The sequence below is a fragment of the Shewanella sp. SM73 genome (assembly GCF_025653795.1).
GTDB classification, from domain to species: Bacteria; Pseudomonadota; Gammaproteobacteria; order Enterobacterales; family Shewanellaceae; genus Shewanella; species Shewanella oncorhynchi.
This window is the reverse complement of sequence record NZ_JAKKRY010000024.1, coordinates 20,439-44,383: the sequence shown is the minus strand read 5'-3', so window position 1 is coordinate 44,383 and position 23,945 is coordinate 20,439. Positions and strand designations below refer to the sequence as shown.

The 23,945-nt window shown below is 43.3% G+C and carries 21 protein-coding genes and 1 pseudogene; 8 read left to right on the top strand and 14 right to left on the bottom strand.

Annotated elements, in window-relative coordinates; genetic code table 11:
* Nucleotides 1–209: pseudogene (locus L5M51_RS21930) on the top strand (IS3 family transposase); the annotation flags it as partial.
* Here the strand turns inward: L5M51_RS21930 and L5M51_RS21925 are convergent.
* From L5M51_RS21925 to murJ, 8 genes are all read right to left on the bottom strand, one after another.
* Nucleotides 206–1,171 carry a PilW family protein gene (locus L5M51_RS21925; RefSeq protein WP_263174648.1) on the bottom strand — a complete coding sequence of 322 codons (966 nt, stop codon included), beginning with the start codon at nucleotides 1,169–1,171 and terminating at the stop codon, nucleotides 206–208. The pseudogene L5M51_RS21930 and the gene L5M51_RS21925 sit on opposite strands and share 4 nt — an antisense overlap.
* Nucleotides 1,172–1,182: 11 nt before the next feature.
* Nucleotides 1,183–1,770 carry a type IV pilus modification protein PilV gene (pilV, locus tag L5M51_RS21920; protein WP_212601294.1) on the bottom strand — a complete coding sequence of 196 codons (588 nt, stop codon included), beginning with the start codon at nucleotides 1,768–1,770 and terminating at the stop codon, nucleotides 1,183–1,185.
* A gap of 183 nt (nucleotides 1,771–1,953) precedes the next feature.
* Complete coding sequence (ispH, locus tag L5M51_RS21915) at nucleotides 1,954–2,910, bottom strand: 4-hydroxy-3-methylbut-2-enyl diphosphate reductase (RefSeq protein ID WP_028760920.1); 957 nt, start codon at nucleotides 2,908–2,910, stop codon at nucleotides 1,954–1,956.
* A gap of 1 nt (nucleotide 2,911) precedes the next feature.
* Nucleotides 2,912–3,334, bottom strand: coding sequence for an FKBP-type peptidyl-prolyl cis-trans isomerase (gene fkpB, locus L5M51_RS21910; protein ID WP_028760921.1), 423 nt, complete (start codon nucleotides 3,332–3,334; stop codon nucleotides 2,912–2,914).
* Nucleotides 3,331–3,846, bottom strand: coding sequence for a signal peptidase II (gene lspA, locus L5M51_RS21905; RefSeq protein WP_173496297.1), 516 nt, complete (start codon nucleotides 3,844–3,846; stop codon nucleotides 3,331–3,333). The genes fkpB and lspA overlap by 4 nt, the downstream gene beginning before the upstream one ends.
* Before the next feature lie 9 nt (nucleotides 3,847–3,855).
* The gene (gene ileS / locus L5M51_RS21900) at nucleotides 3,856–6,678 is read right to left on the bottom strand and encodes an isoleucine--tRNA ligase (RefSeq protein WP_263148974.1); all 2,823 of its coding nucleotides are present in this window, start codon (nucleotides 6,676–6,678) and stop codon (nucleotides 3,856–3,858) included.
* 32 nt (nucleotides 6,679–6,710) lie between these two features.
* The gene (ribF, locus tag L5M51_RS21895) at nucleotides 6,711–7,646 is read right to left on the bottom strand and encodes a bifunctional riboflavin kinase/FAD synthetase (RefSeq protein WP_105249940.1); all 936 of its coding nucleotides are present in this window, start codon (nucleotides 7,644–7,646) and stop codon (nucleotides 6,711–6,713) included.
* 65 nt (nucleotides 7,647–7,711) lie between these two features.
* A complete protein-coding gene (murJ, locus tag L5M51_RS21890; protein ID WP_263174646.1) occupies nucleotides 7,712–9,271 on the bottom strand; it encodes a murein biosynthesis integral membrane protein MurJ in 1,560 nt (519 codons plus the stop codon).
* Between the two features lie 252 nt (nucleotides 9,272–9,523).
* On the opposite strand from murJ, the gene rpsT reads away from it, so the two are divergent.
* On the top strand, nucleotides 9,524–9,790 hold the full coding sequence (gene rpsT / locus L5M51_RS21885; protein WP_011790375.1) for a 30S ribosomal protein S20: 267 nt from the start codon (nucleotides 9,524–9,526) through the stop codon (nucleotides 9,788–9,790).
* Nucleotides 9,791–9,853: 63 nt separating this feature from the next.
* On the opposite strand, the gene L5M51_RS21880 is transcribed toward rpsT, so the two are convergent.
* The gene (locus tag L5M51_RS21880; RefSeq protein ID WP_006084975.1) at nucleotides 9,854–10,150 is read right to left on the bottom strand and encodes an ArsR/SmtB family transcription factor; all 297 of its coding nucleotides are present in this window, start codon (nucleotides 10,148–10,150) and stop codon (nucleotides 9,854–9,856) included.
* 136 nt (nucleotides 10,151–10,286) lie between these two features.
* On the opposite strand from L5M51_RS21880, the gene L5M51_RS21875 reads away from it, so the two are divergent.
* The gene (locus L5M51_RS21875; protein ID WP_263174643.1) at nucleotides 10,287–11,690 is read left to right on the top strand and encodes a M28 family metallopeptidase; all 1,404 of its coding nucleotides are present in this window, start codon (nucleotides 10,287–10,289) and stop codon (nucleotides 11,688–11,690) included.
* A 65-nt stretch (nucleotides 11,691–11,755) separates the two neighbouring features.
* On the opposite strand, the gene yaaA is transcribed toward L5M51_RS21875, so the two are convergent.
* Nucleotides 11,756–12,529, bottom strand: a complete 774-nt coding sequence (gene yaaA / locus L5M51_RS21870; RefSeq protein WP_263174641.1) for a peroxide stress protein YaaA — start codon at nucleotides 12,527–12,529, stop codon at nucleotides 11,756–11,758.
* Nucleotides 12,530–12,658: 129 nt separating this feature from the next.
* On the bottom strand, nucleotides 12,659–14,101 hold the full coding sequence (locus L5M51_RS21865; RefSeq protein ID WP_263174638.1) for an alanine/glycine:cation symporter family protein: 1,443 nt from the start codon (nucleotides 14,099–14,101) through the stop codon (nucleotides 12,659–12,661).
* 428 nt (nucleotides 14,102–14,529) lie between these two features.
* On the opposite strand from L5M51_RS21865, the gene L5M51_RS21860 reads away from it, so the two are divergent.
* From L5M51_RS21860 to L5M51_RS21840, 5 genes are all read left to right on the top strand, one after another.
* Nucleotides 14,530–16,896, top strand: coding sequence for a phosphoketolase family protein (locus tag L5M51_RS21860; protein WP_105249944.1), 2,367 nt, complete (start codon nucleotides 14,530–14,532; stop codon nucleotides 16,894–16,896).
* Nucleotides 16,897–17,134: 238 nt separating this feature from the next.
* Nucleotides 17,135–18,244: an OmpA family protein gene (locus L5M51_RS21855; protein WP_219252935.1), complete on the top strand. Its 1,110-nt coding sequence runs from the start codon at nucleotides 17,135–17,137 to the stop codon at nucleotides 18,242–18,244.
* Between the two features lie 250 nt (nucleotides 18,245–18,494).
* Nucleotides 18,495–19,451 (top strand): transaldolase, encoded by a 957-nt coding sequence (gene tal, locus L5M51_RS21850; RefSeq protein ID WP_028760931.1) that lies wholly within the window; start codon nucleotides 18,495–18,497, stop codon nucleotides 19,449–19,451.
* Between the two features lie 19 nt (nucleotides 19,452–19,470).
* Nucleotides 19,471–21,108, top strand: coding sequence for a glucose-6-phosphate isomerase (pgi, locus tag L5M51_RS21845; protein ID WP_263148972.1), 1,638 nt, complete (start codon nucleotides 19,471–19,473; stop codon nucleotides 21,106–21,108).
* Between the two features lie 216 nt (nucleotides 21,109–21,324).
* Complete coding sequence (locus L5M51_RS21840) at nucleotides 21,325–21,510, top strand: DUF3545 family protein (RefSeq protein ID WP_006080618.1); 186 nt, start codon at nucleotides 21,325–21,327, stop codon at nucleotides 21,508–21,510.
* 311 nt (nucleotides 21,511–21,821) lie between these two features.
* Here L5M51_RS21840 and L5M51_RS21835 read toward each other — a convergent pair whose 3' ends face one another.
* From L5M51_RS21835 to L5M51_RS21825, 3 genes are all read right to left on the bottom strand, one after another.
* On the bottom strand, nucleotides 21,822–22,358 hold the full coding sequence (locus L5M51_RS21835; protein WP_105249947.1) for a hemerythrin domain-containing protein: 537 nt from the start codon (nucleotides 22,356–22,358) through the stop codon (nucleotides 21,822–21,824).
* 236 nt (nucleotides 22,359–22,594) lie between these two features.
* Nucleotides 22,595–23,326, bottom strand: coding sequence for a hypothetical protein (locus L5M51_RS21830; protein ID WP_263174636.1), 732 nt, complete (start codon nucleotides 23,324–23,326; stop codon nucleotides 22,595–22,597).
* Nucleotides 23,319–23,924 (bottom strand): sigma-70 family RNA polymerase sigma factor, encoded by a 606-nt coding sequence (locus L5M51_RS21825; protein WP_105249949.1) that lies wholly within the window; start codon nucleotides 23,922–23,924, stop codon nucleotides 23,319–23,321. The genes L5M51_RS21830 and L5M51_RS21825 overlap by 8 nt, the downstream gene beginning before the upstream one ends.
* Between the last annotated feature and the right edge of the window lie 21 nt (nucleotides 23,925–23,945).

Genomic DNA, 23,945 nt, shown 5'->3' with positions numbered 1-23,945 from the left:
AGCACAGCCAGCTGAACTTTGTGTCACCAGGGCAACGTCATGCGGGGCAAGATGGTGATATCTTAGCCAAGCGAAAAGAAGTGCTCGAAGCGGCAAAGGCAAGAATGCCCGAGCGTTGGTCCAAGGAAGTCAGAAATTGTGATGCTGTGGGTCCAGTCACGTTAAACCCAGATAAGGCACCCGCAAACAATGTAATAAATGCAGCTTAATATTTAAGCAAAGAGTGACAACTACCTTGAAAAACACCGACTATCTTGCGTCGATAATGATCATTCAAATTTTTAATTTCCTTATCGCCCAGAGTGTAAGTAGTTTCATTGGTATAACTTTTATCTTCATCAATAGCGCGAACCAACAAGAAAACCCTTAAGGCAACAAGTCTTTGAAATAATTCGTTGTCCCACATTAATGTGGTTACATTTTCTGCTGGCATAAAACTATCGGCGGTATCATCTCCATTACTATCAAAACCATAAAGAATACGCATATTCTCAATGCCTTCAACTAACTGCTCTTCGTTATTCATGCCATTATTCTTGGTTAATGTTTTTCGGCGTAGAACAGGTACAGAACCATCATTTTTAATAAAATAAATATGATGCTGATATTCCCAAAAACGAGCATTTTCGAGTACTGGATTGGGAGGATTACCGCCTTTAAACATCACAGCTTCACTCGAAGTTGCAGCCATATAAAAACGCTCGCCATTGGGATTAGTCACTGGTGGGCCAACTAATCTTTTAATTTGAATGACATCCGTATTCTGATTCACACCTGATAAGCAACTTAATGTATCCCCACTCTCGCCCTCTTCATATCCCCATAGACGCCTAAAGTGTGCAGGTTCAGCATTAGGTAAAGTACCGTTATTTACGCCTGCACCAATACAATCATTTGCAACACCATCCCTCAAGGTCATATTGGTTCCAAGTACAAAATCTGTTCCCGTTATGTCCCCCATAAAACCTAACTGACTAATGTCTCTTTCCATGAGTGACAAAGCAATTCGTCCATTTTCTTGCAATTGGTTAAACTGGCTCGTTGTGATCACATTGGAAGAAGACATACTAAACATGCCAAAAAGCCCAAGAGTGAGAAATAAGCCAATGACCATAGAGACCATTAGCTCAACCAGCGACATCCCTTTCTCACAGTTTTTTAAATTATCCATACATAGTTAACCTAAATAATCATTGTCGAAAGAATAAAAAGCCGCCTACGCGTACCAATATCTTCTCCACATTCACTCCCAGAATAACTTGTACCCGCGCCCTCTCGGATCCCTCTCCACGCAATTGCGACCGTTACAGTTGAACCATCTACATTAATGCAAGCTGTTGGAGAGTCTAACCCACCAACATTCTGGCTATCCATAACTTCGGCTGCCCCCATAAAACTCTGTTCCCACTGGTAAAGATCCCAAGCTTCAGTCTCTTCTGGAGTACATATACTCACTGCGCCAACAGCAACGTCACAAACATTACCGGGTTTACCCAGAGAGCCTGTATACTCACCATCGTAATTGACCAGTTGTGTTCTATTAAGCTTCATCCGATTGATAATATCATTTGCATAATAGGAGGCTTGAGTTTGCTGAAAGGATTCAAAGCTGCCACGCTTTGCAACAATATGCAGATTAAAAATACCAATTAAGCCAATGACTAAGATCACTAACGCAACAAGCACTTCAATTAATGAGAAGCCCCGTTGAAATCCCCTTTGTGTCAACCTTTCGATTTTAGCCATATTTTTGACAAGCTTTTCAGCTATTTACCTTTTAAAATCTTAGTATTACGATAAAAATCACCAACAGTTAATAATAGATGAGTAAAATGTAAGTAGCCAGTAACATTAGCACATAAGCATTGACATCATTATGCTTTGAATGAATTTGAGACAATAAAAAAGAGGCTTATAGCCTCTTTTTTATTGTCGATTAAACAGTACACAGATTTAACGTAATTCGGCTGGCACAGCAAAAACAGTGTCTTCTTTACGCCCTTCAACTTCAGTCACAACACTAGGGGCAAGTTTAGCGATTGCTTGAACAACTTGTTGGACTAAGACCTCGGGGGCTGAAGCTCCTGCAGTGACGGCTACACGTGTAACATTATCAAACCAACTAGACTCAACATCATCTGCAGTATCCACTAGATAAGACTGGGTTCCTGTTTTCAATGCTAGCTCGCGTAAACGATTAGAGTTAGAGCTGTTCTTTGAGCCAACAACAATCAACAAATCAACGTCTGCAGATAAATTGCGTACCGCATCTTGACGATTCTGCGTTGCATAACAAATATCGTCTTTTCGCGGACCTTCTATAGAGGGAAACCTTTTCTGTAACGCAACAATAATGTCCAAAGTATCATCTACAGACAAAGTAGTTTGTGTCACGAAGCAGAGATTATTGGGATCGCGCACTTCCAAAGCTTCAACATCCGCAGGCGATTCAATCAGATAAACTCCACCATTAGGATTATCGTATTGTCCCATAGTACCCTCGACTTCAGGGTGCCCTTCATGGCCAATCAGGATGCACTCAATACCTTTGCGGCTGGCACGCGTCACCTGAAGATGTACTTTAGTCACTAAAGGACACGTCGCATCAAAGACTCTCAGCCCTCGCGCCTTAGCCTCTTGTCTCACCGCTTGAGATACACCATGGGCACTGAAGATAACAATGTTGTTATCCGGCACTTGATCTAACTCTTCGACAAAAACCGCACCGCGATCCTTCAGATTCTGCACGACATAGCGGTTATGCACGACTTCATGGCGAACATAGATAGGAGGCGAAAATAATTCCAACGCCCGTTCAACAATACTGATAGCACGATCAACACCCGCACAAAAACCGCGCGGGTTAGCGAGCATAATATTTAAACTTGGGCTAGTAGGATCGAGTTTCATCTTAAAATACCTTTACTACGTCCAGTTCAAAAGTGATCTTGTGTCCTGCCAGAGGATGATTAAGATCGACTGTGATGGAATCACCCGCAACATCACGGACAATACCTGGGATCTCACTACCACCAGGGCCAGCAAAACTCACAATCACGCCAGCCTCTAAACTCATGTCAGCCGGAAAACGGCTTCGATCTAGATAATGGATAGCATCAGGATTGGATTCGCCAAAGGCATCAATCGCTTCAAGCGTGAAACTGTGCTTATCACCTTCAGCAAGCGTCACCAGCTGCGCCTCAAATGCAGGACTTAAAGTACCATCACCCACATTTAATCGAGCCGGTTTACCCGAGGCTTTAGTGCTATCGGCAGTTGAGCCATCAGCAAGCACAATGTTCATGTGGCATAATAATGAACGTGTCACAGTCACTTTTTAACCCCTTCAGCGCTATCAGCTTCAGACTTATCGCTTACAAATGCATCCCAAATAATCAGCACTGCACCGACAAAAATAGCAGCGTCGGCAATATTGAATGCTGGATAATGGCTCTTATTCCAGAAGAAATCGATAAAATCAACCACGAAACCATGCATCAATCGATCGACTAAATTACCTAAAGCACCACCAATCACTAAGGTGTAAGCTAGATTCAGTTTCCACAAAGAAGACGATTGCTTACGCAACCACACAGTTAATAACGTACTGAATCCAATCGCAACAATCGTAAACAGCCAGCGCTGCCAACCTCCAGCTTCACTTAAAAAACTAAAAGCTGCACCATAGTTACGTACATAAGTGAAATTAAAGAAAGGCAATAATTTCACTGATTCATACAAATCAAAATTGGCTAAGACCCATTGCTTAGATAGCTGATCGGCTAAAAACACCAATACAGCTACCCAATACCAACGTAAGCCACTGTCTTTCCAAGTTAATGGCATACAGATCCTTTACGCAAACTGACGAACTTCGCCGTCACCTTCAATATTGGTTACGCAGCGAGTACAAAGTGTTGGGTGAGCCTCAATAGTGCCAACCTCTTCTCTGTGGTGCCAACAACGCTCACACTTCTCGGCAGTGCTTGAAGCAACCACTAATTTCAGTGATGCCAACTCAGTCTCAACCGCTTCCAATGTAGCATCAGCTAAAGGCAATACTTTGGCTTCAGAGGTCAACAACACAAATCTCAGCTCGTCACCGATATGGGTTAATTGCTCAGTCAAGGTAGCATCCGCAAACAAGGTCACTTCAGCTTCTAATGAGCCACCGATACGTTTGTCGCGGCGAGCTTGTTCAATCACTTTGTTGACTTCATTACGCACGGTTAGCAACTGCTGCCAATAGTCATCGCTCAAATCAGTCGCTAAGGTGACTGATTTCAAGCCTTGATACCATTCTTGGGTAAAGACATAAGCATCACGCTCGCCAGGCAGTAATTGCCATACTTCGTCAGCAGTGAAGCTTAGAATTGGCGCAATCCAACGCACCATGGCCTCAGAGATCAGATACAGCGCCGATTGACAACTACGGCGCGCGTGGCCTTCTTGCTTAGCCGTATATTGGCGGTCTTTAATGATATCCAGATAGAAACTGCCTAACTCAACCGAGCAGAACTGCATCAGTTTTTGAGTCACTATATGGAAGTTATATTGATCATAGGCTTCGATGATTTCCTGTTGTAGCGCAGCGGCACGGCGAACAACCCAACGATCTAACGCCACCATATCTTCAACGGCCACTAAATCCTTAGCGGGCTCGAAACCGTTTAAGTTGGCTAATAAGAAACGCGCAGTGTTGCGAATACGACGATAGGCATCGGCACTGCGATTTAAGATTTCGTCTGAAACCGTCATCTCACCGCTGTAATCAGTTGCCGCAACCCATAAACGCAGAATATCGGCGCCTAATTTGTTGGTTACCGTTTGTGGTGCAATGACGTTACCAATAGATTTTGACATCTTACGGCCTTTACCATCGACGGTAAAACCGTGGGTAAGCACTTGCTTATACGGTGCTTTGCCATTCATTGCGGTTGAAATCATCAAAGATGACATAAACCAACCGCGATGTTGATCGCTACCTTCAAGATACAAGTCAACCCCGTGTCCGTGGAATTCAGGACGTGCGGCTACCACTGATGAGAAGGTTGAACCAGAGTCATACCAAACGTCCAAAGTATCAGTGACTTTACGGTATTGTTCCGCTTCATCACCCAGCAATTCTGCGGCATCAAGATCCCACCAAGCTTGAATACCCTGCTGTTCGATACGATTCGCCACGCGTTCCATTAACGACACGCTATCAGGGTGCAACTCTTCGGTTTCTCGGTTCACAAACAGCGTGATAGGCACACCCCAAGTACGTTGGCGTGAGATACACCAGTCAGGGCGGTTTTCAACCATTTTTTCGATACGACTTTGGCCCCAATCAGGGATCCATTGGGTTTGTTCGATTTCTTTCAATGCTTGCGTACGTAGGCCGTGGTTATCCATAGAGATGAACCACTGCGGTGTCGCGCGGAATATAATTGGTGTTTTGTGGCGCCAGCAATGTGGGTAGCTGTGACGGTAAGCCACGTGATTCAGCAAGGCACCTTTTTCTCTCAGTAAAGCTACGACGTTATCGTTAGCTTTAAAAACATGTTGCCCAGCAAAATACTCAGTATCAGGCTTGTATACACCGTTGTCGCCAACAGGGTTTGCGACTTCTAAGCCGTACTTTTGCCCAACAACAAAGTCGTCTTGACCGTGACCAGGGGCAGTATGAACGATACCAGTACCCGCATCAGTAGTAACATGATCGCCTAAAATTGCAGGCACATCAAAATCCAAGAACGGGTGATTAAAGCGGACAAGCTCAAGCGCAGCGCCTTTGGTTGTACCAAGCACTGTATGGCTTTCGATGTTATAGCGAGTCAGGCAAGATTCAACCAAGACTTCAGCTAAAATAAGCGCTTGCGTCACACCGTCTTTTTCGAATTCGACTAAGCTGTAATCCAGTTCAGGACTCAAAGACAAGGCGCGGTTCGCTGGTAGCGTCCATGGCGTGGTCGTCCAAATTACCATAGAGACAGGATGTGAGTAATCGCTTACCCCAAACTTAACCGCAACAGCTTTGCTATCGGCAGCCACAAACGCCACATCGATAGCAGGTGATGTTTTGTCTTCGTATTCCACTTCAGCTTCAGCTAAGGCAGAACCGCAATCAGTACACCAATGCACTGGTTTGACGCCTTTATGCAAGTGACCACTCTCAATCACTTTCGATAAAGAACGAACGATATTAGCTTCCGTTGAAAAATCCATCGTTAAGTACGGATTTTGCCAATCACCCAGCACACCTAAACGGATAAAGTCTTCACGTTGACCGTTAACTTGCTCTGCAGCGTATTTACGGCATTCTTCACGGAATTCTGCCGCAGAGATTTTTTGACCTGGTTTACCCACTTTTTGCTCAACTTTCAGCTCAATAGGCAAACCATGACAATCCCAACCTGGTACATAAGGTGCGTCAAAACCAGACATGGTTTTTGACTTAACAATAATATCCTTGAGGATTTTATTAACTGAGTGACCAATATGAATACTGCCATTCGCATACGGTGGGCCGTCATGCAAAATGAAGGGAGTACGGCCAATTCGGCTATCACGGATCTGTTGATACAAACCGTCTTTTGTCCAGCGCTCTAACATCTCTGGCTCGCGATTTGCCAAATTACCACGCATCGGAAACTCTGTTTCCGGCAAATTCAAAGTAAATTTATAGTCGCTCATTGATCCTATACCGTTAATTAAACTGATAAATTTCAGCCTGCATCATTACCAAATAAAGCTCTGGCTTCATTTGCATCATTTAAAATCTGTTTTTTTAGCGCATCCAATGAGTCAAAAGGTTGCTCATCTCGGAGTTTAGCCACCAACTCGACTTCAACATGTTTGCCGTAAATGTCACCTTCAAAATCAAAAAGATGCACCTCAAGCTGACACACTTGACCGTTCACTGTCGGGCGAAACCCAATATTGGCTACGCCCTCATAAATATCGCTGTTATCCCAATAACATTTAACCGCAAACACACCGCGTACCGGCACAACATTGCGCTTTAAGGCGATATTCGCGGTGGGAAAACCAATTGTGCGGCCAATTTTTTGCCCATGCGCTACACGACCACTCAAGGTAAAAGGGTGTCCTAATAGGCGTCTCGCCTGTTCAAGATTGCCCTTCGCCAATTGTTCACGCACAGCAGTCGAGCTCACTCTTTGCGAGCCCAGCATAAAACTTTGAGTGCTGACCACAGTAAAGCCATATTGGATACCCGCCTGCACTAGCATCTCAAAATTGCCTTTACGGCCTTGGCCAAAACAAAAATCATCACCGACGACGAGGTATTTGACCCCCAGTTTGCGGACCAACAATTCTTCAATAAAATGCTCTGCAGGTTGATTAGCAAAAGTGCGATTAAAGTTAACACACACTAACCGCTCAACCCCGAGTTCATCGAGTAAAATGACTTTATCACGTAATAAACTTAAACGAGCCGGCGCGTTGTCGCCGCTAAACAATTCTTGCGGCTGAGGCTCAAACGTCATTAATGTCGATGGCAGCGATAACTGCTTCGCCTTCTGCACTAAATTCGCAATCACTTGTGCATGACCACGATGGACGCCGTCAAAATTACCTATAGTCAATACACACCCGTGGTGGGATGACAAAATGTTATGTATACCGCGGATTAATTCCATAACGTTAGACAACTGCCAAGCGCAAATCGGCTGATTATATAACAGCTAGCGATGAGAATCAGCAATCAAGCTCCTCGTTTAATTGACCAAGGACGAATTCCGAGCAAAAGCAGACACAATAAATAACTGACTGCCCCAACTAAAATTAAGCCTATCAAGGCTTTCGCACGATCGAACAAATGCCAATCTAACCAAATTTGTTGTGAAGGCAAAAAGTAATACAAGACTACCACCATCAAGGCTGTAGAGACCACGGCTTTAGCAAAAAACACCATAGTCGGCCTAGAAACACGATAAACGCCAGCTAAATGCAAGCCTCGGTATAGTAATGTGGCGTTAAGCAATGCTGACATCGAAGTCGCAATCGCCAGTCCAACATACCCAAAAGGAATAGCAAACAGCAAGTTAAAGCCCATGTTTGTGATCATGGCAATAATGCCATAACGCACAGGTGTTTTGGTATCTTGACGAGAGTAATAGCCAGGAGCAAGCACCTTAATCAACATAAAGCTAAGCAAACCACTGCCATAAGCCATCAAACTATAGGAAGCCATTTCAACATCATGCAATGAAAAAGCGCCGCGCATAAATAATACCATCAGCATGGGCTTTGCGAGCACGATCAACCCCATCATAGCCGGTAGACCTAGCAGTAGAATCGCTTTAATCCCCCAATCCATCGTCTTGCCAAAGCCTGCACCTTCGTCATTCACATGGTTTCGTGACAACGCAGGTAAAATTACAGTAGCAATCGCGATCCCAAACAATCCTAAGGGGAATTCGAGTAAACGGTCGGCATAATAGAGCCAACTTATTGAACCCGTCATCAAAAAACTGGCGATAAATGTATCAAATAGCAGGTTAATCTGTGAGACAGACACGCCAAACAATGCTGGGATCATCAAAGTTCTGATTTTCACCACGCCTGGGTGATGCCAGCCCCAAGAAGGCTTGACGAGCGCATTTTCACGCAATAAAAAGGGAATTTGAAATAGGAACTGAATCAAACCACCACAAAAAACGCCCCAAGCCAAGGTAATCTCAGGCTGGGTCGATGTAGGCGCATAGAAAATAGCCGCCACAATAATTGCCACATTGAGAAAAACGGGTGTAAAAGCCGATACCGCAAAACGGCCTCGGGTATTTAAAATTGAGCCCGCTAATGCCGTAAATGTGATAAACCACAGATAAGGAAAAGTAATTTTAAGCACAACGGTAGCGAGTTCAAATTTAGCACCATCTGGCTCGTTGTTAAGCCAAGCGATGAACCAACCACCACCGAATAAAGCTGACAACACAGGTGATGCAACCACCCCCAAAAGGGTCACTATTGTCACTAGTAAACCTAATGTGCCCGCAACTTTACTCAATAAATCACGAGTCTCTTCTGCGGTATGTTTCTCTTGGTACTCAGTTAAAACAGGTACAAACGCCTGTGCAAAAGCCCCTTCAGCAAACAAACGGCGTAAAAAATTAGGAATTTTATTTGCAAAGAAAAACACATCAGCACTTGTCCCTGCGCCCATCAAATTAGCAACAACCACATCCCTAACTAGACCTAAAACTCGGGATATCAATGTCATAGCACTAACAATCAGGCCAGATTTTAATAATTTTCTACTCAAACGTCCCCCAGACCCATATCGAATTGATTAGGTGATACATCTCAAAAAATCGATTCAGGCTCTGTCACACTGCGGTAATAGCTGCTAGAATTGCGCCACATATTACACGAGTTGGGTCGAAGATAGCCAAGGCAGGTTGGATTAATTTATCTTTATGATGAATATTCAATCATAGTCATTGACAAAGTGACTAAATGCAGGCATATTCCTCGGCCTTTAAAAGTATCAAATCCAGTTTTTAGGAGTTGCACCTTGGCTAATAGCAAGTCTGCAAAGAAGCGCGCGCTTCAATCTGAAAAGCGTCGTCAGCATAACGCCAGCCGTCGCTCAATGTTACGTACATACGTTAAAAAAGTAATCGCTGCAATTAAAGCAGGCGATCACAAAACAGCAACAGAAGCTTTTGCTGTTGCACAACCAATCGTTGACCGTATGGCGACTAAAGGTCTTATTCACAAGAATAAAGCCGCTCGTCAAAAGGCACGTTTGAACGCTAAGATCAAAGCAATCGCTGCTTAATCTATAACATAGCAAATGAAAAAAACCGGCAATTGCCGGTTTTTTTATATCTGAAAAACACTATTAATGGCAATAAATGTTGTTCAATAAGTGAATCATCTCCCGTACTTCATCACTCTTGAGTGAATAAAATACCGTTTGCGCTTCTTTGCGTGTGGTTACTAAATTATCTTTGCGTAACCAAGCAAGATGTTGTGATAGTGCCGATTGACTTAAGCCTAATTTTTTATTCATTTCGCCAACGCACATTTCTCCTTCATTCAATAAATAACAAAGAATAAATAAACGGCGTTCGTTCGCGAGTGCCTTTAATAGCACTACGGCATGATCGGCTCGCTCCTGCATTAATTCAATATTCATTACGCACTTTCTCTCCTAAAACTAACCCCTGCGCTAATATAGCGTCGCCTTACGGATATAGTCGGGACATAAAGCACACTTTTTGCTAGATTGTTTTTAAAAATGGGACATGCTTAATAAAAATAAAGGAAATCTAATGAAGCCCTATCAAACTACACTTCTCTCGAGTCTTTTAATCGGGAGTTTAAGTGCGTGCCAAACTCAAGTAGAAACTGCCCCTAGTGAAGTCATTCAATTACAACAGGCAGCATTATCTTCGCAATTAAGCTATGACTTAGTCGAGTCACTCACGGTTGAAGTGGGTCCAAGACTTGCTGGAAGCCCAAAAGATATCCTCGCCGTTAACTGGGCGATAAATAAACTGACCAGCCTTGGTTTTGACCGTGTTTATAAAGAAGCCGTACAAGTGCCAATTTGGGAGCGCGGTGAAGCCAAAGCCAAAATCACCGTCCCTGTAGAACAGCCGTTGGTCATTACTGCGCTTGGTGGCAGTATTGCGACTCCTGCTGGAGGTATACAAGCTAAAATCGCGCGCTTTGATAGCCTAGAGGCATTACAACAAGCCAAGCCTGAAGAGGTGCAAGGTAAGATTGTTTTTATTGACCAAAAAACAGAGCGCCATATCACTGGTGAAGGTTATGGTAAAAGCGTTGGTGGCCGCTCAAAAGGGGCTGTCGCTGCAGCACAAAAAGGGGGTGTTGCTATTGTGATCCGCTCTATTGGCACAGATCATGACCGCATGGCCCATACTGGCATCATGCGCTACCAAGATGGCGTGCCTAAGATCCCTGCGGCTGCCATGTCAAATCCCGATGCTGATTTGGTTGGTGCATTGCTAAAACGCGATCCTAATGCCCTGCTCGAATTGCATATGTCGCCAAAAAACTTAGGTTTTAATACTTCCTACAATGTCATTGCCGAAGTAAAGGGCAGTAGTAAGCCCAATGAAATAGTGCTCATTGGTGCTCATTTAGATTCCTGGGATGAGGGTACTGGCGCGATTGATGATGGCGCTGGTGTCGCCATTGTGACGGCTGCAGCCAAGCATATTCAAGATCTCCCCATAAAACCCGCTCGCACTGTTAGAGTCGTGCTATATGCCGCTGAAGAAGTTGGGCTCGTTGGCGGTAAAGCGTATGCAGAGGCTCATAAAGCTGAATTACCGCTGCACTACATAGCTGCAGAGTCTGATTTTGGGGCCGGTAGAATTTATCAAATCGATACTAAAGTGAATGAGAACATATTCACCGAAGTACAGCAAGCGCTCAGCCCTATGTCATTCAATGGCGTTGCACTGGGCAATAACCAAGCTTCTGGCGGGCCAGACGTGTCTATGCTCCCTGCCTTAGGTGTTCCAGTTGCATCCTTGAGGCAAGATGGCCACGATTATTTCGATTACCATCACACACCGAATGATACCTTAGATAAAATCGACCCTGCCGCATTGGCTCAAAACGTCGCCGCCTACGCACAATTTGCTTATATCATGGCAAATTCAACGGTGACATTAACGCCTTTAGTCACTCAATCTGAAAAATAGGCCATCAATAATATAGAGAACAGCATTAGCTGTTCTCTATCAATTAACATCTTATCGATATTTCGCTATTGCTCTTCACGTAAAAATGTTGGATTTGTTGGGGAACTCTGCTCTTCACTATAATAATAACCAGCAACATTAAATGCTTTTAATTCATCTAAAGTGTTAATTTTATGCGTAATGAGATATCTCGCCATCATGCCTCTAGCACGCTTAGCAAAAAAACTGATCACTTTATATTGACCATTTTTACAATCTTTAAATATGGGTGAAATTAATTGCCCTTGAAGTTTTTTAGGCTTTATTGCTTTGAAATATTCATTAGATGCAAGATTGACAATAATATCACTACTCGTTTCAGCAAGCGTTTCATTTACCGCTTGAGTTAACGTCTCTCCCCAAAACTCATATAGGTTTTTACCTTTAGGATTAGAAAGTGCCGTGCCCATTTCTAAACGATAAGGCATAATTAAATCCAGCGGTCTGAGCAAACCGTAAAGTCCAGATAAAATACGTAGTTGTGACTGAGTTCGAGCAATTTCATCTTCAGACAATGTATCAGCATCAAAGCCAGTATACACATCGCCTCTAAAAGCAAAAATGGCCTGTTTTGCATTATCTAAACTAAAATCTGGCCGCCACTCCCCAAAACGTGCCGCATTTAAACCCGCAATTTTATCGCTCACTTTCATTAAAGTGGCGATGTCTGTAGGGGTCAATTGCCGACACACTTGGATCAACTCCTGACTATAGGTTAAAAAATCAGGTTGTGAATACACCTGCGTCAGTGGCGGCTGTTCAAAATCTAAAGTCTTCGCCGGCGAAACCAATATCAACATCAAAAACTCCCAACAGAAACAAAAATATATGCCTATGATACTGAACGAACATAAAAAAACCACGCTTTAACAGCGTGGTCTTTTCGATTACAACAATCAGTAATGCCTATTGTCGATACGCTAGGCTAATTAAAGCTTTTTAGCCGGCACAAGACTGGTATCTTGCCAAATATCATCATCAAGCTGATCCATCAACTCAGGAAATTTACTACGATCAAATTCTGGAGTCTTACCCGCGTTGATCTGTTCGCGATAATCATTAATAACGCGAATTGCCAGACCCGATAATAGTAATAGAGCAACAATGTTTACCGTCGCCATCAACCCCATCGAAACGTCAGCCAAGTTCCACACTAAACTTATCTTAGCGACGGCACCAAACATGACCATGCCAAGCACGCACAAACGGAATAAAGGCAGTGCTTTGGTACTATTTCCCATTAAGTACATCACATTTGTTTCAGCGTATGAGTAATTGGCTATGATGGATGTAAAGCAGAATAAGAAAATAGCCAACGCAATAAATGCGCCACCCCAGTCGCCAACATGTGCAGACATGGCATTAATGGTTAATCGAATCCCATCATCACTCGAGCCAATATCCCCTGATAGCAGGATTATCGCAGCCGTTGCAGTACAGATAACGATAGTATCCGCAAACACACCCATCATCTGCACAAAACCTTGGGATGCTGGATGATTAGGGTTAGGCGATGCACTTGCCGCGACATTCGCCGCACTGCCCATACCCGCTTCGTTCGAGAAAAGTCCGCGAGCAATACCCGCTTGCATTGCCTGCGCGACAGTATAAGCCACGCCGCCAGCGGCAGCCTCTTGCCAACCAAAAGCACTTTTCACAATTAAGCTAATAATCGCAGGTAATTGTTCTAGGTTGAAAATAACGATAATGAAGGCTACAAGAATGTAGGCTAAGGCCATAATGGGGACAAGAAATTCAGATACTCGCGCGACTTTACGTAGACCACCGACAATCACAAATCCACTGGCAATCACTAGCCCAATCCCTACATAGGTTGGATTAAAACCAAATACTCGCTCCATGGCACCGGTAATAGTGTTAGCTTGTACTGCATTGAATACTAAACCAAAAGCAATGATCAAAAAGACAGCAAATAAAATGCCCATCCATTTCTGACCCAATCCTTTTTCCATGTAGTAGGAAGGACCGCCGCGGAACTGGCCATTATGATCTCGGACTTTATAAACCTGTGCTAAGGTTGATTCAACCATAGCTGTCGCCATACCTAAAATAGCGATAAGCCACATCCAAAATACTGCACCTGGACCCGCTGCACCAATAGCAACAGCAACACCGGCCATATTACCAGCACCGACACGGGCTGCCATACTCGTACAAAAGACTTGAAATGAAGAAAGACCGCTATCGCAACCTTGCCGACTCATGGTCATAACTTTGATGGAATGTTTAAAGTGGGTTAACTGAATAAAGGCAAGTCTAATGGTGAAATAGAGACCAGCTCCTACTAGTCCATATACTAACAACTTACCCCAAAGTAGCGCATTCAAAAAATTAACTATGGTTTCTAACATATTATTTTACTTCTTCCCGTAGCAAATGCTCCTCTAATTGCAATTAAAGGTACAACATCTGTGGTGAATGAATCCTTCCAAGTTAAAGGTAAGAATTTCGGTAGATTTATTTTTTCAAATTATCCTTCCGTGAATTTACAACATCACGGCTACCGAATTCAACGCAGCAAAATAGCACAGTATTCGAAATTGCTCATGTGATCAAGCTCGCGTTTGCACAGTTAAACGTCATTGACATCACGTCTTACAACACTAGCTAAGCTACTGTTAAAGCTAGATTAACAAAAGGTCTAAGTTGAGCTATTATTTTTAACAGCAAAAACAACTTTTAAAATTTGGATGTAGGGCACATTTTTGTAATAAAACTACAAATATAGTAACCCCATAGAAACTTCAATCATCTCTTGTTTGTTTTAGTGAGGCTTAACATGACACAAATACATGAAATCAATGCTCTGAAAAAGTATGTCAGAGCGACAAACTTTCTTGCGACCTCGCAAATTTACCTCAAACAAAACGTCTTACATAAACGTCCACTTGCCCATACTGATATCAAGCCACGTTTACTTGGCCATTGGGGTACCTGCCCAGGTATTAACTTTGTCTATGCCAACATTAACCGCTTGATAGTGAAGCATAACCGCTCTTTTATCTATTTAGTCGGTCCAGGCCATGGTTTTCCCGCTGTACAAGCAAACTTATTCATTGAAGGCTCTTTAAGTCATTTCTACCCAGAAACTATTCCCTACAATGAAACTGGCATCGAAGATATTTGTAAGAAGTTTTCTGCCGCTTATGGTTATCCTTCACATGCAAACCCTGAAGCACCTGGACAAATTCTTGAAGGTGGCGAATTAGGCTACTCACTCTCAGTAGGCTGGGGGGCAGTATTAGATAATCCAGATCTGATCGCAACCGTCTTAATTGGTGACGGCGAAGCAGAAACGGGACCATTAGCCGCATCTTGGTATGCAAACCGCTTAGTTTCACCAGCGACCAGCGGTGCAGTATTGCCAATTGTGCATATTAACGGCTATAAGATTTCCGGTCCTACCCGCATGGGACGTATGAGCCATGAAGAACTGGATCTTGAATTCCGTGGTCTTGGCTATTTCCCCATCATAGTTGATAACGAATTAGAAGAAGATATCTATGTGCAGATGACAAATGCCATGGATACCGCTTATACCATGATCAATGACATTCAACGTCGAGCACGCAGTGGCGAAGACGTAGTTAAACCAAAATGGCCCGTCATTTTAATGCGTACAGCCAAAGGTTGGACTGGTGTCAGTGAATATAAAGGCAAGAAATTAGAAGGTAACTGCGAATCGCATCAAGTAATCGTCAATAAATGTGCCACTGATAAGGGTCATTTAGATGCGCTGGATAATTGGCTTGCCAGTTACGACTTCCAAGAACTCTACCAAATGAATGAAAAAGGCGAACTGATTTTTGATGCCGACATTTGTTCATTAATCCCACCCAAACAACTTGCCTGTGGCCGTCAACATTTAACCTATGGCGGAGAAGTTGTTAGAGCATTAACCAATCCAGATCTTGAAAAACTCAGCTATGGCCCAGAAGTACCACGTGGTCAACGTGGCTATTCAATGCTAAAAATGGGCGAATGGATGCGCGATGCATTCAAGTTAAACCGCGACCAACGTAATCTACGTATTTTTAGCCCTGACGAAACCTATTCAAATCAACTACAAGCTGTATTTGAAGAAACCGATCGTGCATGGCAGTGGCCAATTGAGAGTTGGGATGAAGATATGTCCCGTGAAGGTCGAGTCATTGAACTGCTTTCTGAAAACTTACTTTTTGGCATGCTACATGGTTACACAGTAACAGGCCGCCACGGCATGCTACCCACCTACGAAGCATTCTCACAAGTTATCTCATCGATGGCCGATCAGTACTGTAAATATGTCTACGCCAGCCAAGGCGTACATTTCCGTAAGCCACTGCCAGCCTGTAATGTCGTATTATCTTCATTACTTGAGCGCCAAGATCATAATGGCTATTCACATCAAAACCCATCTTTCCTTGGGGCTATGCTGGAGAAACATCCAAAAATAATCTCGGCTTACTTACCCGCAGATGCCAACAGCACATTGGTTTATACAGAGCGAGCCTTCGCAGACCGTGACAAACTCAATATTCTGGTTGCAGGTAAAAAAGAGTTACCACAATGGCTAAGCTTGGAAGAAGCGCGTAAACAAACAAAAGACGGCGTAATGGTGTGGGATTTTGCCTCAGATGAGAATCCCGATATTGTGCTGGCAGGTTGTGGAGATTATGTCACTCAAGAATGTATGGCTTCTCTAGTATTAATCAGAGAACTCCTTCCAAGAGTGAAAATCCGCTTCGTTAGTGTCACTGAATTAAGCAGTGATGGCTTAGGTAGCCGTAAATTTAAAGAAAAACCTTGGTTAATGGACGAAATATTTACTCAAGATAAAGGCGTGGTATTCAACTACCATGGTTACCCAAATACAATCAAAAAGTTAATTTTTGATTACAAAGGCAGCCGTCGCTTCAGAATTAAAGGCTACGAAGAAGAAGGTTCAACAACAACGCCATTTGATATGGGTGTTCGTAACGGTACATCACGCTATCACCTTGTAATTGATATGGCTTACAAGCTGTTCCAACAGGGCGTTATTGATGAAACTATGCACGTCTCTATCACCACTGATATGCTGCAAAGATTAGTTGACCACCGCAACTATATTAAAGCGAATGGTGTAGACCCAGTGGAAATCGAAAATTGGGTATGGACACGCTAATAGAAACATCTAATTAACATTAGATTGTAATTTAAAGGCATTCTTCGGAGTGCCTTTTTTGCATTAAAAATACCAGTTACAGAATGACAACCATTAAAAGGTTGATCTTAATACTGGAAAAAGTTAACAAACCAAGTGATAATTAACCGCTGGCTAAAATATCAAAGGATCCCCACACTAAGTGCTAGCAATGTTTTGCACAAAACCAGCAAAGCATATTGGTGGAGAATCATAATCAATGGACGTAAATAAAATGATGAAGAACACATTAAAAGTAGTATTACTGACATCTCTGCTTCCACTCGCAGCCAGCGCATCTCAGGAACTTACACCTTGGTATGTTGGTGCCGGTTTAGGCGTTAATAACTATGAGCACGTTGCCACTCAGAACGGTGAAGACAGTCCATACGCTTGGGATGTTTTCGCAGGCTACATGTTCAACGATTACTTCGGTGCTGAAATCGGCTTCCGTGATTTAGGTAATACAGATTGGAACGCAGCGGGTATCAGCAATGATGCAAGCGTAAAAGGTTCTACACTTGGTCTAGTTGGTATTTGGCCACTAGCTAACCGCTGGAGCCTATCTGCTGAAGCTGGTGCAATGTACTATTCACTCGAAAACAGCCAAAACAATGGTGTAACTTCGAGCAAATACAGTACAAATGATTTTGCTCCATATTTAGGTGCTGGTGTTGGTTATAACTTCACTGACAACTTAAAATTACAAGCTAAATATCGTCGTTATGAAAACTTAAATGATGATTACAATATTGTTGAAGCTGATAGCAACTACTGGGGTCTAGAACTGAGCTACCGTTTCGGAACTCCAGTTGCAGCAGCTCCAGTTGCCGCAGCAGTCGTTGCAGCAGCACCTGTTGATTCTGACAACGATGGCGTTTACGACGACAAAGATCAATGTCCAGCAACACCAGCAACTCACAAAGTTGACTCTGTTGGCTGTACTATCTATGAAAACGTGAAGAACAAAGAAGACGTAGGTTCAATCCAGTTTGCTAACGATTCTGCTGTAGTTAAAAATGTTTACTACAAAGACATCGAAAGATTAGCTAACTATTTGAACAAAAACCCAGCTTTCACTGTTGAAATCGCAGGTCACGCCTCAAATGTAGGTAAACCAGAATACAACATGGAATTGTCTGACAAACGTGCTGACGCCGTTGCCAAGATTCTTGTAGAGAAATATGGTATCAGCGGAAGCCGCGTAACTTCTAACGGTTACGGTGTTACTCAGCCATTGGTTGCTGGTGATTCAAAAGAAGCTCACGCTGCGAACCGTCGCATCGAAGCTATCGTGACTACCACAACAAAACAACCTGTTCTGAAGTAATAGTACTTACTGAAGTAAAAAAGTCGCTGCTTGCAGCGACTTTTTGTTTTTGTGGGGTATACACTAGGACAAGCGACGCCCTCTACTGCAGCCAAGATGATAGCCCGTAGCTCGAGCCATACCTTAATAGACATAAAATTGTCATTTTTGTAATTTTTTTACATTCAAGGTTGGAAAAGTTGGCAAAATCGCTTCTAATAGTCATCAGTGAATTCCGAGTTAAAACTGCTACCTGAGAAGGATGTTTTTCATGGCCAATACATTAGAGCAACTCAAGTTATATACCACTATCGTCGCTGACACAGGCGACATCGAAGCGATTAAACGCTACCAACCTGAAGATGCGACCACTAATCCATCACTCATCTTGAAAGCGGCTCAAATTCCTGAATATGAATCCCTTATAGATAACGCTATCGACTGGGCAAAATCACAAAGTACCGATCTCGTGCAGCAACTTGATGATGCCAGCGACAAACTAGCGGTCAATATCGGCGTAGAAATACTGAAACTCGTTCCTGGCCGTATTTCAACTGAAGTTGATGCCCGTTTATCATTCGATAAAGAAAAATCAATCGCTAAAGCCCATAAATTGGTTCGCCTATATAAAGAAGCGGGTGTAGATAAATCACGCATTCTGATCAAACTTGCTTCAACTTGGGAAGGCATTTGTGCCGCTAAAGAGCTAGAGCAAGAAGGCATCAACTGCAACTTAACCCTACTATTTAGCTTTGCTCAAGCGCGTGCGTGTGCCGAAGCGGGTGCTTATCTCATTTCTCCTTTTGTAGGCCGCATACTTGATTGGTACAAAAAAGATACAGGTAAAGATTACAATGCCGTAAATGACCCTGGTGTCATTTCAGTGACTGAAATTTATAACTACTACAAACAACACGGTTTTGACACTGTTGTTATGGGTGCAAGTTTCCGTAATATCGGTGAAATTATTGAGCTAGCAGGTTGCGATCGTCTGACCATTGGCCCTTCTCTATTAGAAGAACTGGCTAATTCGCAAGTTGACATCACACCTAAACTGGTTGCAGCAACGACCACTGTCGCTGCAGAACCCCCATTGACTGAAGCACAATTCCGTTGGGACTTTAACCAAGATCCAATGGCGGTTGATAAGCTTGCCGAAGGCATTCGAAACTTTGCGATAGACCAAGGTAAGCTCGAAGTCATGCTCACGGCTAAGCTCGCGAACTAAGCACTCTGGAGACGGTGAAATGACACTCTTGACCCAAAGCTCAACATGGCAAGCTTTATCAGCACACAGTAAAAATGTTCCGCATATGCGGGAATTGTTTGCAACTGACGCGGCACGTTTCAATAAAATGTCGCTATCAGCCTGTGGTTTATTACTGGATTACTCTAAAAACAGAGCAACAGCGGAAACGCTGGATCTGTTATTTGCGTTGGCAAGCAATAGCCAACTTGAAGCAAAAATCAAAGCGATGTTTGCAGGTGAAATCATTAACACCACAGAGAAGCGCGCCGTACTGCACACAGCGCTTCGCAGTACTGCAGAACAATCGATTATTGCCGAGGGTCAAGACATAGTTCCTGAAGTTCAACAAACTCTAGATAAGATGCAAGGGTTTGTGAACTCAGTGACGTCAGGTCAATGGAAAGGTTACACAGGTAAAGCGATAACCGATATTGTGAGTATTGGTATTGGCGGCTCTTTCCTAGGCCCCAAAATCGTCTCTCAAGCGTTGCGCCCTTATTGGAACCCCGAATTAAATTGTCACTTTGTGGCAAACGTCGACGGGACTTCTATTAGTGAAAAGCTGAAGTTACTGGATCCTGAAACGACCTTGTTCATCATGTCATCCAAATCTTTCGGGACACAGGAAACCTTAACTAATACCCTCACCGCAAGAGACTGGTTCCTGGCGAAAGGCGGTTTGCAGTCTGATGTGGCAAAACACTTTGTCGCAGTCACTTCAAACGTAGCAAAAGCGACAGATTTTGGTATCGATGCAAACAATATTTTTCCTATGTGGGATTGGGTTGGTGGCCGTTACTCTCTCTGGTCAGCGATTGGCTTGCCGATTGCACTTTTGATCGGTATGGATAACTTCAGGGCTCTACTCACGGGTGCGCATCAGATGGATGAGCACTTCGCCACAGCGCCACTGACTGAGAATATGCCGGTTATCATGGGATTACTCTCCCTATGGTACGGAAACTTCTTTAATGCTCAGTCCCATGTCGTATTAACCTACGATCATTATCTGCGAGGCCTACCCGCTTACTTCCAGCAGCTCGATATGGAAAGTAACGGTAAGTCAGTCACCTTAAATGGTACTGATGTTGACTACAGCACAGGTCCCGTCATTTGGGGGGGCGAAGGCACTAATGGCCAACATGCCTACCACCAGTTATTACATCAAGGTACCGCACTGATCCCTGCCGATTTCATTATGCCGCTGCAAAGCCATAATCCTATCGGTGAGCACCATGACCAATTAGCGTCAAACTGCTTCGGTCAAACCCAGGCCTTAATGCAAGGTCGTACTTTTGATGAAGCTTTAGCCGAACTTGCTAATAGCGCATTATCCACCACAGAGAAGCAGCTGATCGCTCAACATAAAGTCATGCCTGGTAACAAGCCGAGCAACACCTTGCTTATGGATAAGCTCACTCCATGTACCCTAGGCGCTTTAATTGCCTTATATGAACATAGAACCTTCGTTCAAGGTGCTATTTGGGATATCAATTCCTTCGATCAATGGGGTGTAGAACTCGGTAAGAATCTCGGTAACGATGTGTTAGCACGCATTGGCGCAGAGCAAGATTCCGATGCTTTAGATGCCTCAAGCAACGCATTGATTAACCTTTATCGACAAGGCAAAATCTAATCGAACAAAAAGCCAGCAATTGCTGGCTTTTTAATTCTACCCCGTTCTTTTTATTAAATTTTCCTGCTTAACTCCGCTCTACTTCTGCATATAACATCAATGACATATAACTCAAAGTTCATTTCAACTTAACACAAATGAAACATAATTCTTGCACCCTGTTTTAAAAATATGTTATTTAATCGCTGACAAAACATACAACAACAGGAGGTTGCCATGGATCGTTTAGATTATGGTTGTGCGCTAGATGAAGTCGTTGAAAGACCCGATCGTTCGCGAGGCTCCAATAAAAAACGTAAATGGCGTGAGATCGAAGCGTTAAAAGATAAGCATCGTTTGCTCAAAGAACTCCAAGAAATCGATAATAACTTTAACTACGACATTGATGCTATCCAGTTGTAATTACATGTTTATATGAGCTAGTTATCATTTCAAACATGAATAGAAAAGCGCCCTTCGGCGCTTTTTTTATTTACAACTATTGGAGCAAACAGAATATAAGCGGGGTATGGTCTTACGAGCAGGAATTTTAAAAAATAAATCAACAACAGTAGCTTACGATGGCACCGAACGTCATCGACACCGATAATACTTTACAAATCCCAACCAACTTTGGCTCACGAGACATAGCTGTCTGAATAAAAGATGTGCTCCTTAGCTGTATAAAAACACCAGCTTAAGCCCACAACATGGGCCCAATAAACTAAAGAGTATTAGTCAGACGCTGTGAGATAAACCCGTAAATCTTCAAATTCTTTCTGCTCTCGATCAAGAAACAAAGGATCATCGATCAGCGATTTCTGACACTCTAACTCAATAACTTGCCAATCTTGCTCAGTTAAACTTTTGGCTAACAAAGGAAATATTTCCCGTTCCTCCATCTGCATATGTCGCTCTTGCAATGCGACATACTCTGCAAAATCAACAATCAGTTTCTCGCGTGCAACCACAATATCACTGAGGATCAAGTTTAAAGTCGCCATCAAGGTGGCCGAGGATTGGATCACCGACTCATGTTCGGCACTCAATTTATCGATAGTATCGTTCGTTTTATGGGCTAGGTAGTAGGCATAAATAATGTCTTCAATGGGATGATGGCAACGTTCAGCATATCCTTGCATATATTCAACAATATCGCGCACGACGCTGAAGTTGATTGACTCACCTTCGGATAGTTTCATCTGCTTGTTTTTTAAAACATTTAGCAATACAGCTATATGTTTATGATCATGCATGAGTCTTTTAAGCATAATGCCTCCTGAATATGGGTCTGACTATTGATACTAGCCAAGTCGTGAACTAACACCAATATAACAGGCTAAAACCTGTTCACTTTATGATGTTGATCAAGTAAATCACATACCAAACAGTAAACAGACCACAAACATTAGCACGTCTCGGCATATTTCAGGGAAATTTAGCTGTTTATCTCACCACTTTGCGATTTCTAATCACTTTTTTATTCGTAAATACCACAACCACATAGTCATTTGGCAAGCTGATGTAATTGCTGTTGTAGCTTTTTAAACTCAAGTCTTAATACTTGCTGCGATTCGATTAGCTGCGCTTCATCGACATCCTTAACTGCAAGATACGGGTAATCCTTGAGCAGTTTTTGTTCCAGCACGAATGCTTGCTCAGTCTCCTTCGCTTCGATAAGGACTTGTAACCGATGTAAATACTCAGTCAATGACACTTGATTGATTTCAGCAGACTCAGATAATTTTGGTGCATTCATAGACCTTGCAGCGATAGCGGGGCTAATTGCATCCTGCTGCTCAGTTGCTCCCAATGCGGCTTTAGCTTGCTGCATTTCCGTCTGTCTTTTATGTTCAGCCACGGCTTCTGTTTGCATTTTTAAAGATTGCATCGCTTCAGTATCAGCCATTCTTGCCATCATTTGTGGCGCGGGGGCACTCATCACCATAGGACTTGGAACAAGTGTATCTTCGACTTGAGGTCGATTCAGCACCAGCAGACCAACAACAAGCACTAACGATGCCGCGCTCGATAACACCCAAGGATGGCGTCGCCAGACAGAACTTGGCGCTTCAACGGCGGTTATTTTGCTTTGATGCATTTCAGCTAAGTGAGTTTGCGCCAGCTGTAAGATATCTTGATCGAGTTGCTGCGGTGGAACCTCTAAGGCCTGCTGGCGATACCAAGCCAGCACTTCCTGTTGTAATGCGCGCTCATCAGCACTTGAAGAATTACTCATGACCCGCCTCCTGCCATTTCGCGCTGACACAATCTTTTAGGCTTTGGTAAGCATAACGAATACGGCTTTTAGTCGCTTCTAAGGTCACGCCCGCAATGTCGCTAATGATGGCAGCCGTAAAACCCATTTCAATATTCAGGATAAATGCCTCTTTCTGAACTTGGGGTAACAGTGCGATACAGGTCTTTAGCAATAAGCTCTTTTGCGCTTCTTGCCACTGCACATCGGGCTTATCTTGCTCACCCGCCACAAAAGTATCGAGTCCTGCATCATCTTCATCAGTAGCGACTAAATCCACGGGCTTAACCGCCCGAACATGATCAATCAATAAGTTATGAGCGATACGATACAACCAGGTAGTAAACTTAGCACTGGCTTCATAGTTAGCCGCAGCGCGGATCACCCGCCCCCAGGTTTCTTGATACAAATCTTCAGCTAACTGCTTATCACCTAACTGGCGTACAAAATAGCGATAGAGTGCACCTTTGTGCTTCAGGTATAACTGTTCAAATGCTTTTGAATCGCCCTTGGCATAGCACAACATCAATTGCTCATCTGAGTGCTCATGGTTTGATAATTGCGCTATTGCTAATGCCACGGGAAATTCCTCATCATTGGG

Coding starts and splice junctions, on each gene's coding strand:
- L5M51_RS21925 (WP_263174648.1), bottom strand. CDS start 1,171: ATGGATAATTTAAAAAACTGTGAGAAAGGGATGTCGCTGGTTGAGCTA.
- ispH (WP_028760920.1), bottom strand. CDS start 2,910: ATGAAACTCGATCCTACTAGCCCAAGTTTAAATATTATGCTCGCTAAC.
- lspA (WP_173496297.1), bottom strand. CDS start 3,846: ATGCCATTAACTTGGAAAGACAGTGGCTTACGTTGGTATTGGGTAGCT.
- ileS (WP_263148974.1), bottom strand. CDS start 6,678: ATGAGCGACTATAAATTTACTTTGAATTTGCCGGAAACAGAGTTTCCG.
- ribF (WP_105249940.1), bottom strand. CDS start 7,646: ATGGAATTAATCCGCGGTATACATAACATTTTGTCATCCCACCACGGG.
- L5M51_RS21880 (WP_006084975.1), bottom strand. CDS start 10,150: ATGAATATTGAATTAATGCAGGAGCGAGCCGATCATGCCGTAGTGCTA.
- L5M51_RS21875 (WP_263174643.1), top strand. CDS start 10,287: ATGAAGCCCTATCAAACTACACTTCTCTCGAGTCTTTTAATCGGGAGT.
- yaaA (WP_263174641.1), bottom strand. CDS start 12,529: ATGTTGATATTGGTTTCGCCGGCGAAGACTTTAGATTTTGAACAGCCG.
- L5M51_RS21865 (WP_263174638.1), bottom strand. CDS start 14,101: ATGTTAGAAACCATAGTTAATTTTTTGAATGCGCTACTTTGGGGTAAG.
- L5M51_RS21860 (WP_105249944.1), top strand. CDS start 14,530: ATGACACAAATACATGAAATCAATGCTCTGAAAAAGTATGTCAGAGCG.
- L5M51_RS21855 (WP_219252935.1), top strand. CDS start 17,135: ATGGACGTAAATAAAATGATGAAGAACACATTAAAAGTAGTATTACTG.
- tal (WP_028760931.1), top strand. CDS start 18,495: ATGGCCAATACATTAGAGCAACTCAAGTTATATACCACTATCGTCGCT.
- pgi (WP_263148972.1), top strand. CDS start 19,471: ATGACACTCTTGACCCAAAGCTCAACATGGCAAGCTTTATCAGCACAC.
- L5M51_RS21840 (WP_006080618.1), top strand. CDS start 21,325: ATGGATCGTTTAGATTATGGTTGTGCGCTAGATGAAGTCGTTGAAAGA.
- L5M51_RS21835 (WP_105249947.1), bottom strand. CDS start 22,358: ATGCTTAAAAGACTCATGCATGATCATAAACATATAGCTGTATTGCTA.
- L5M51_RS21830 (WP_263174636.1), bottom strand. CDS start 23,326: ATGAGTAATTCTTCAAGTGCTGATGAGCGCGCATTACAACAGGAAGTG.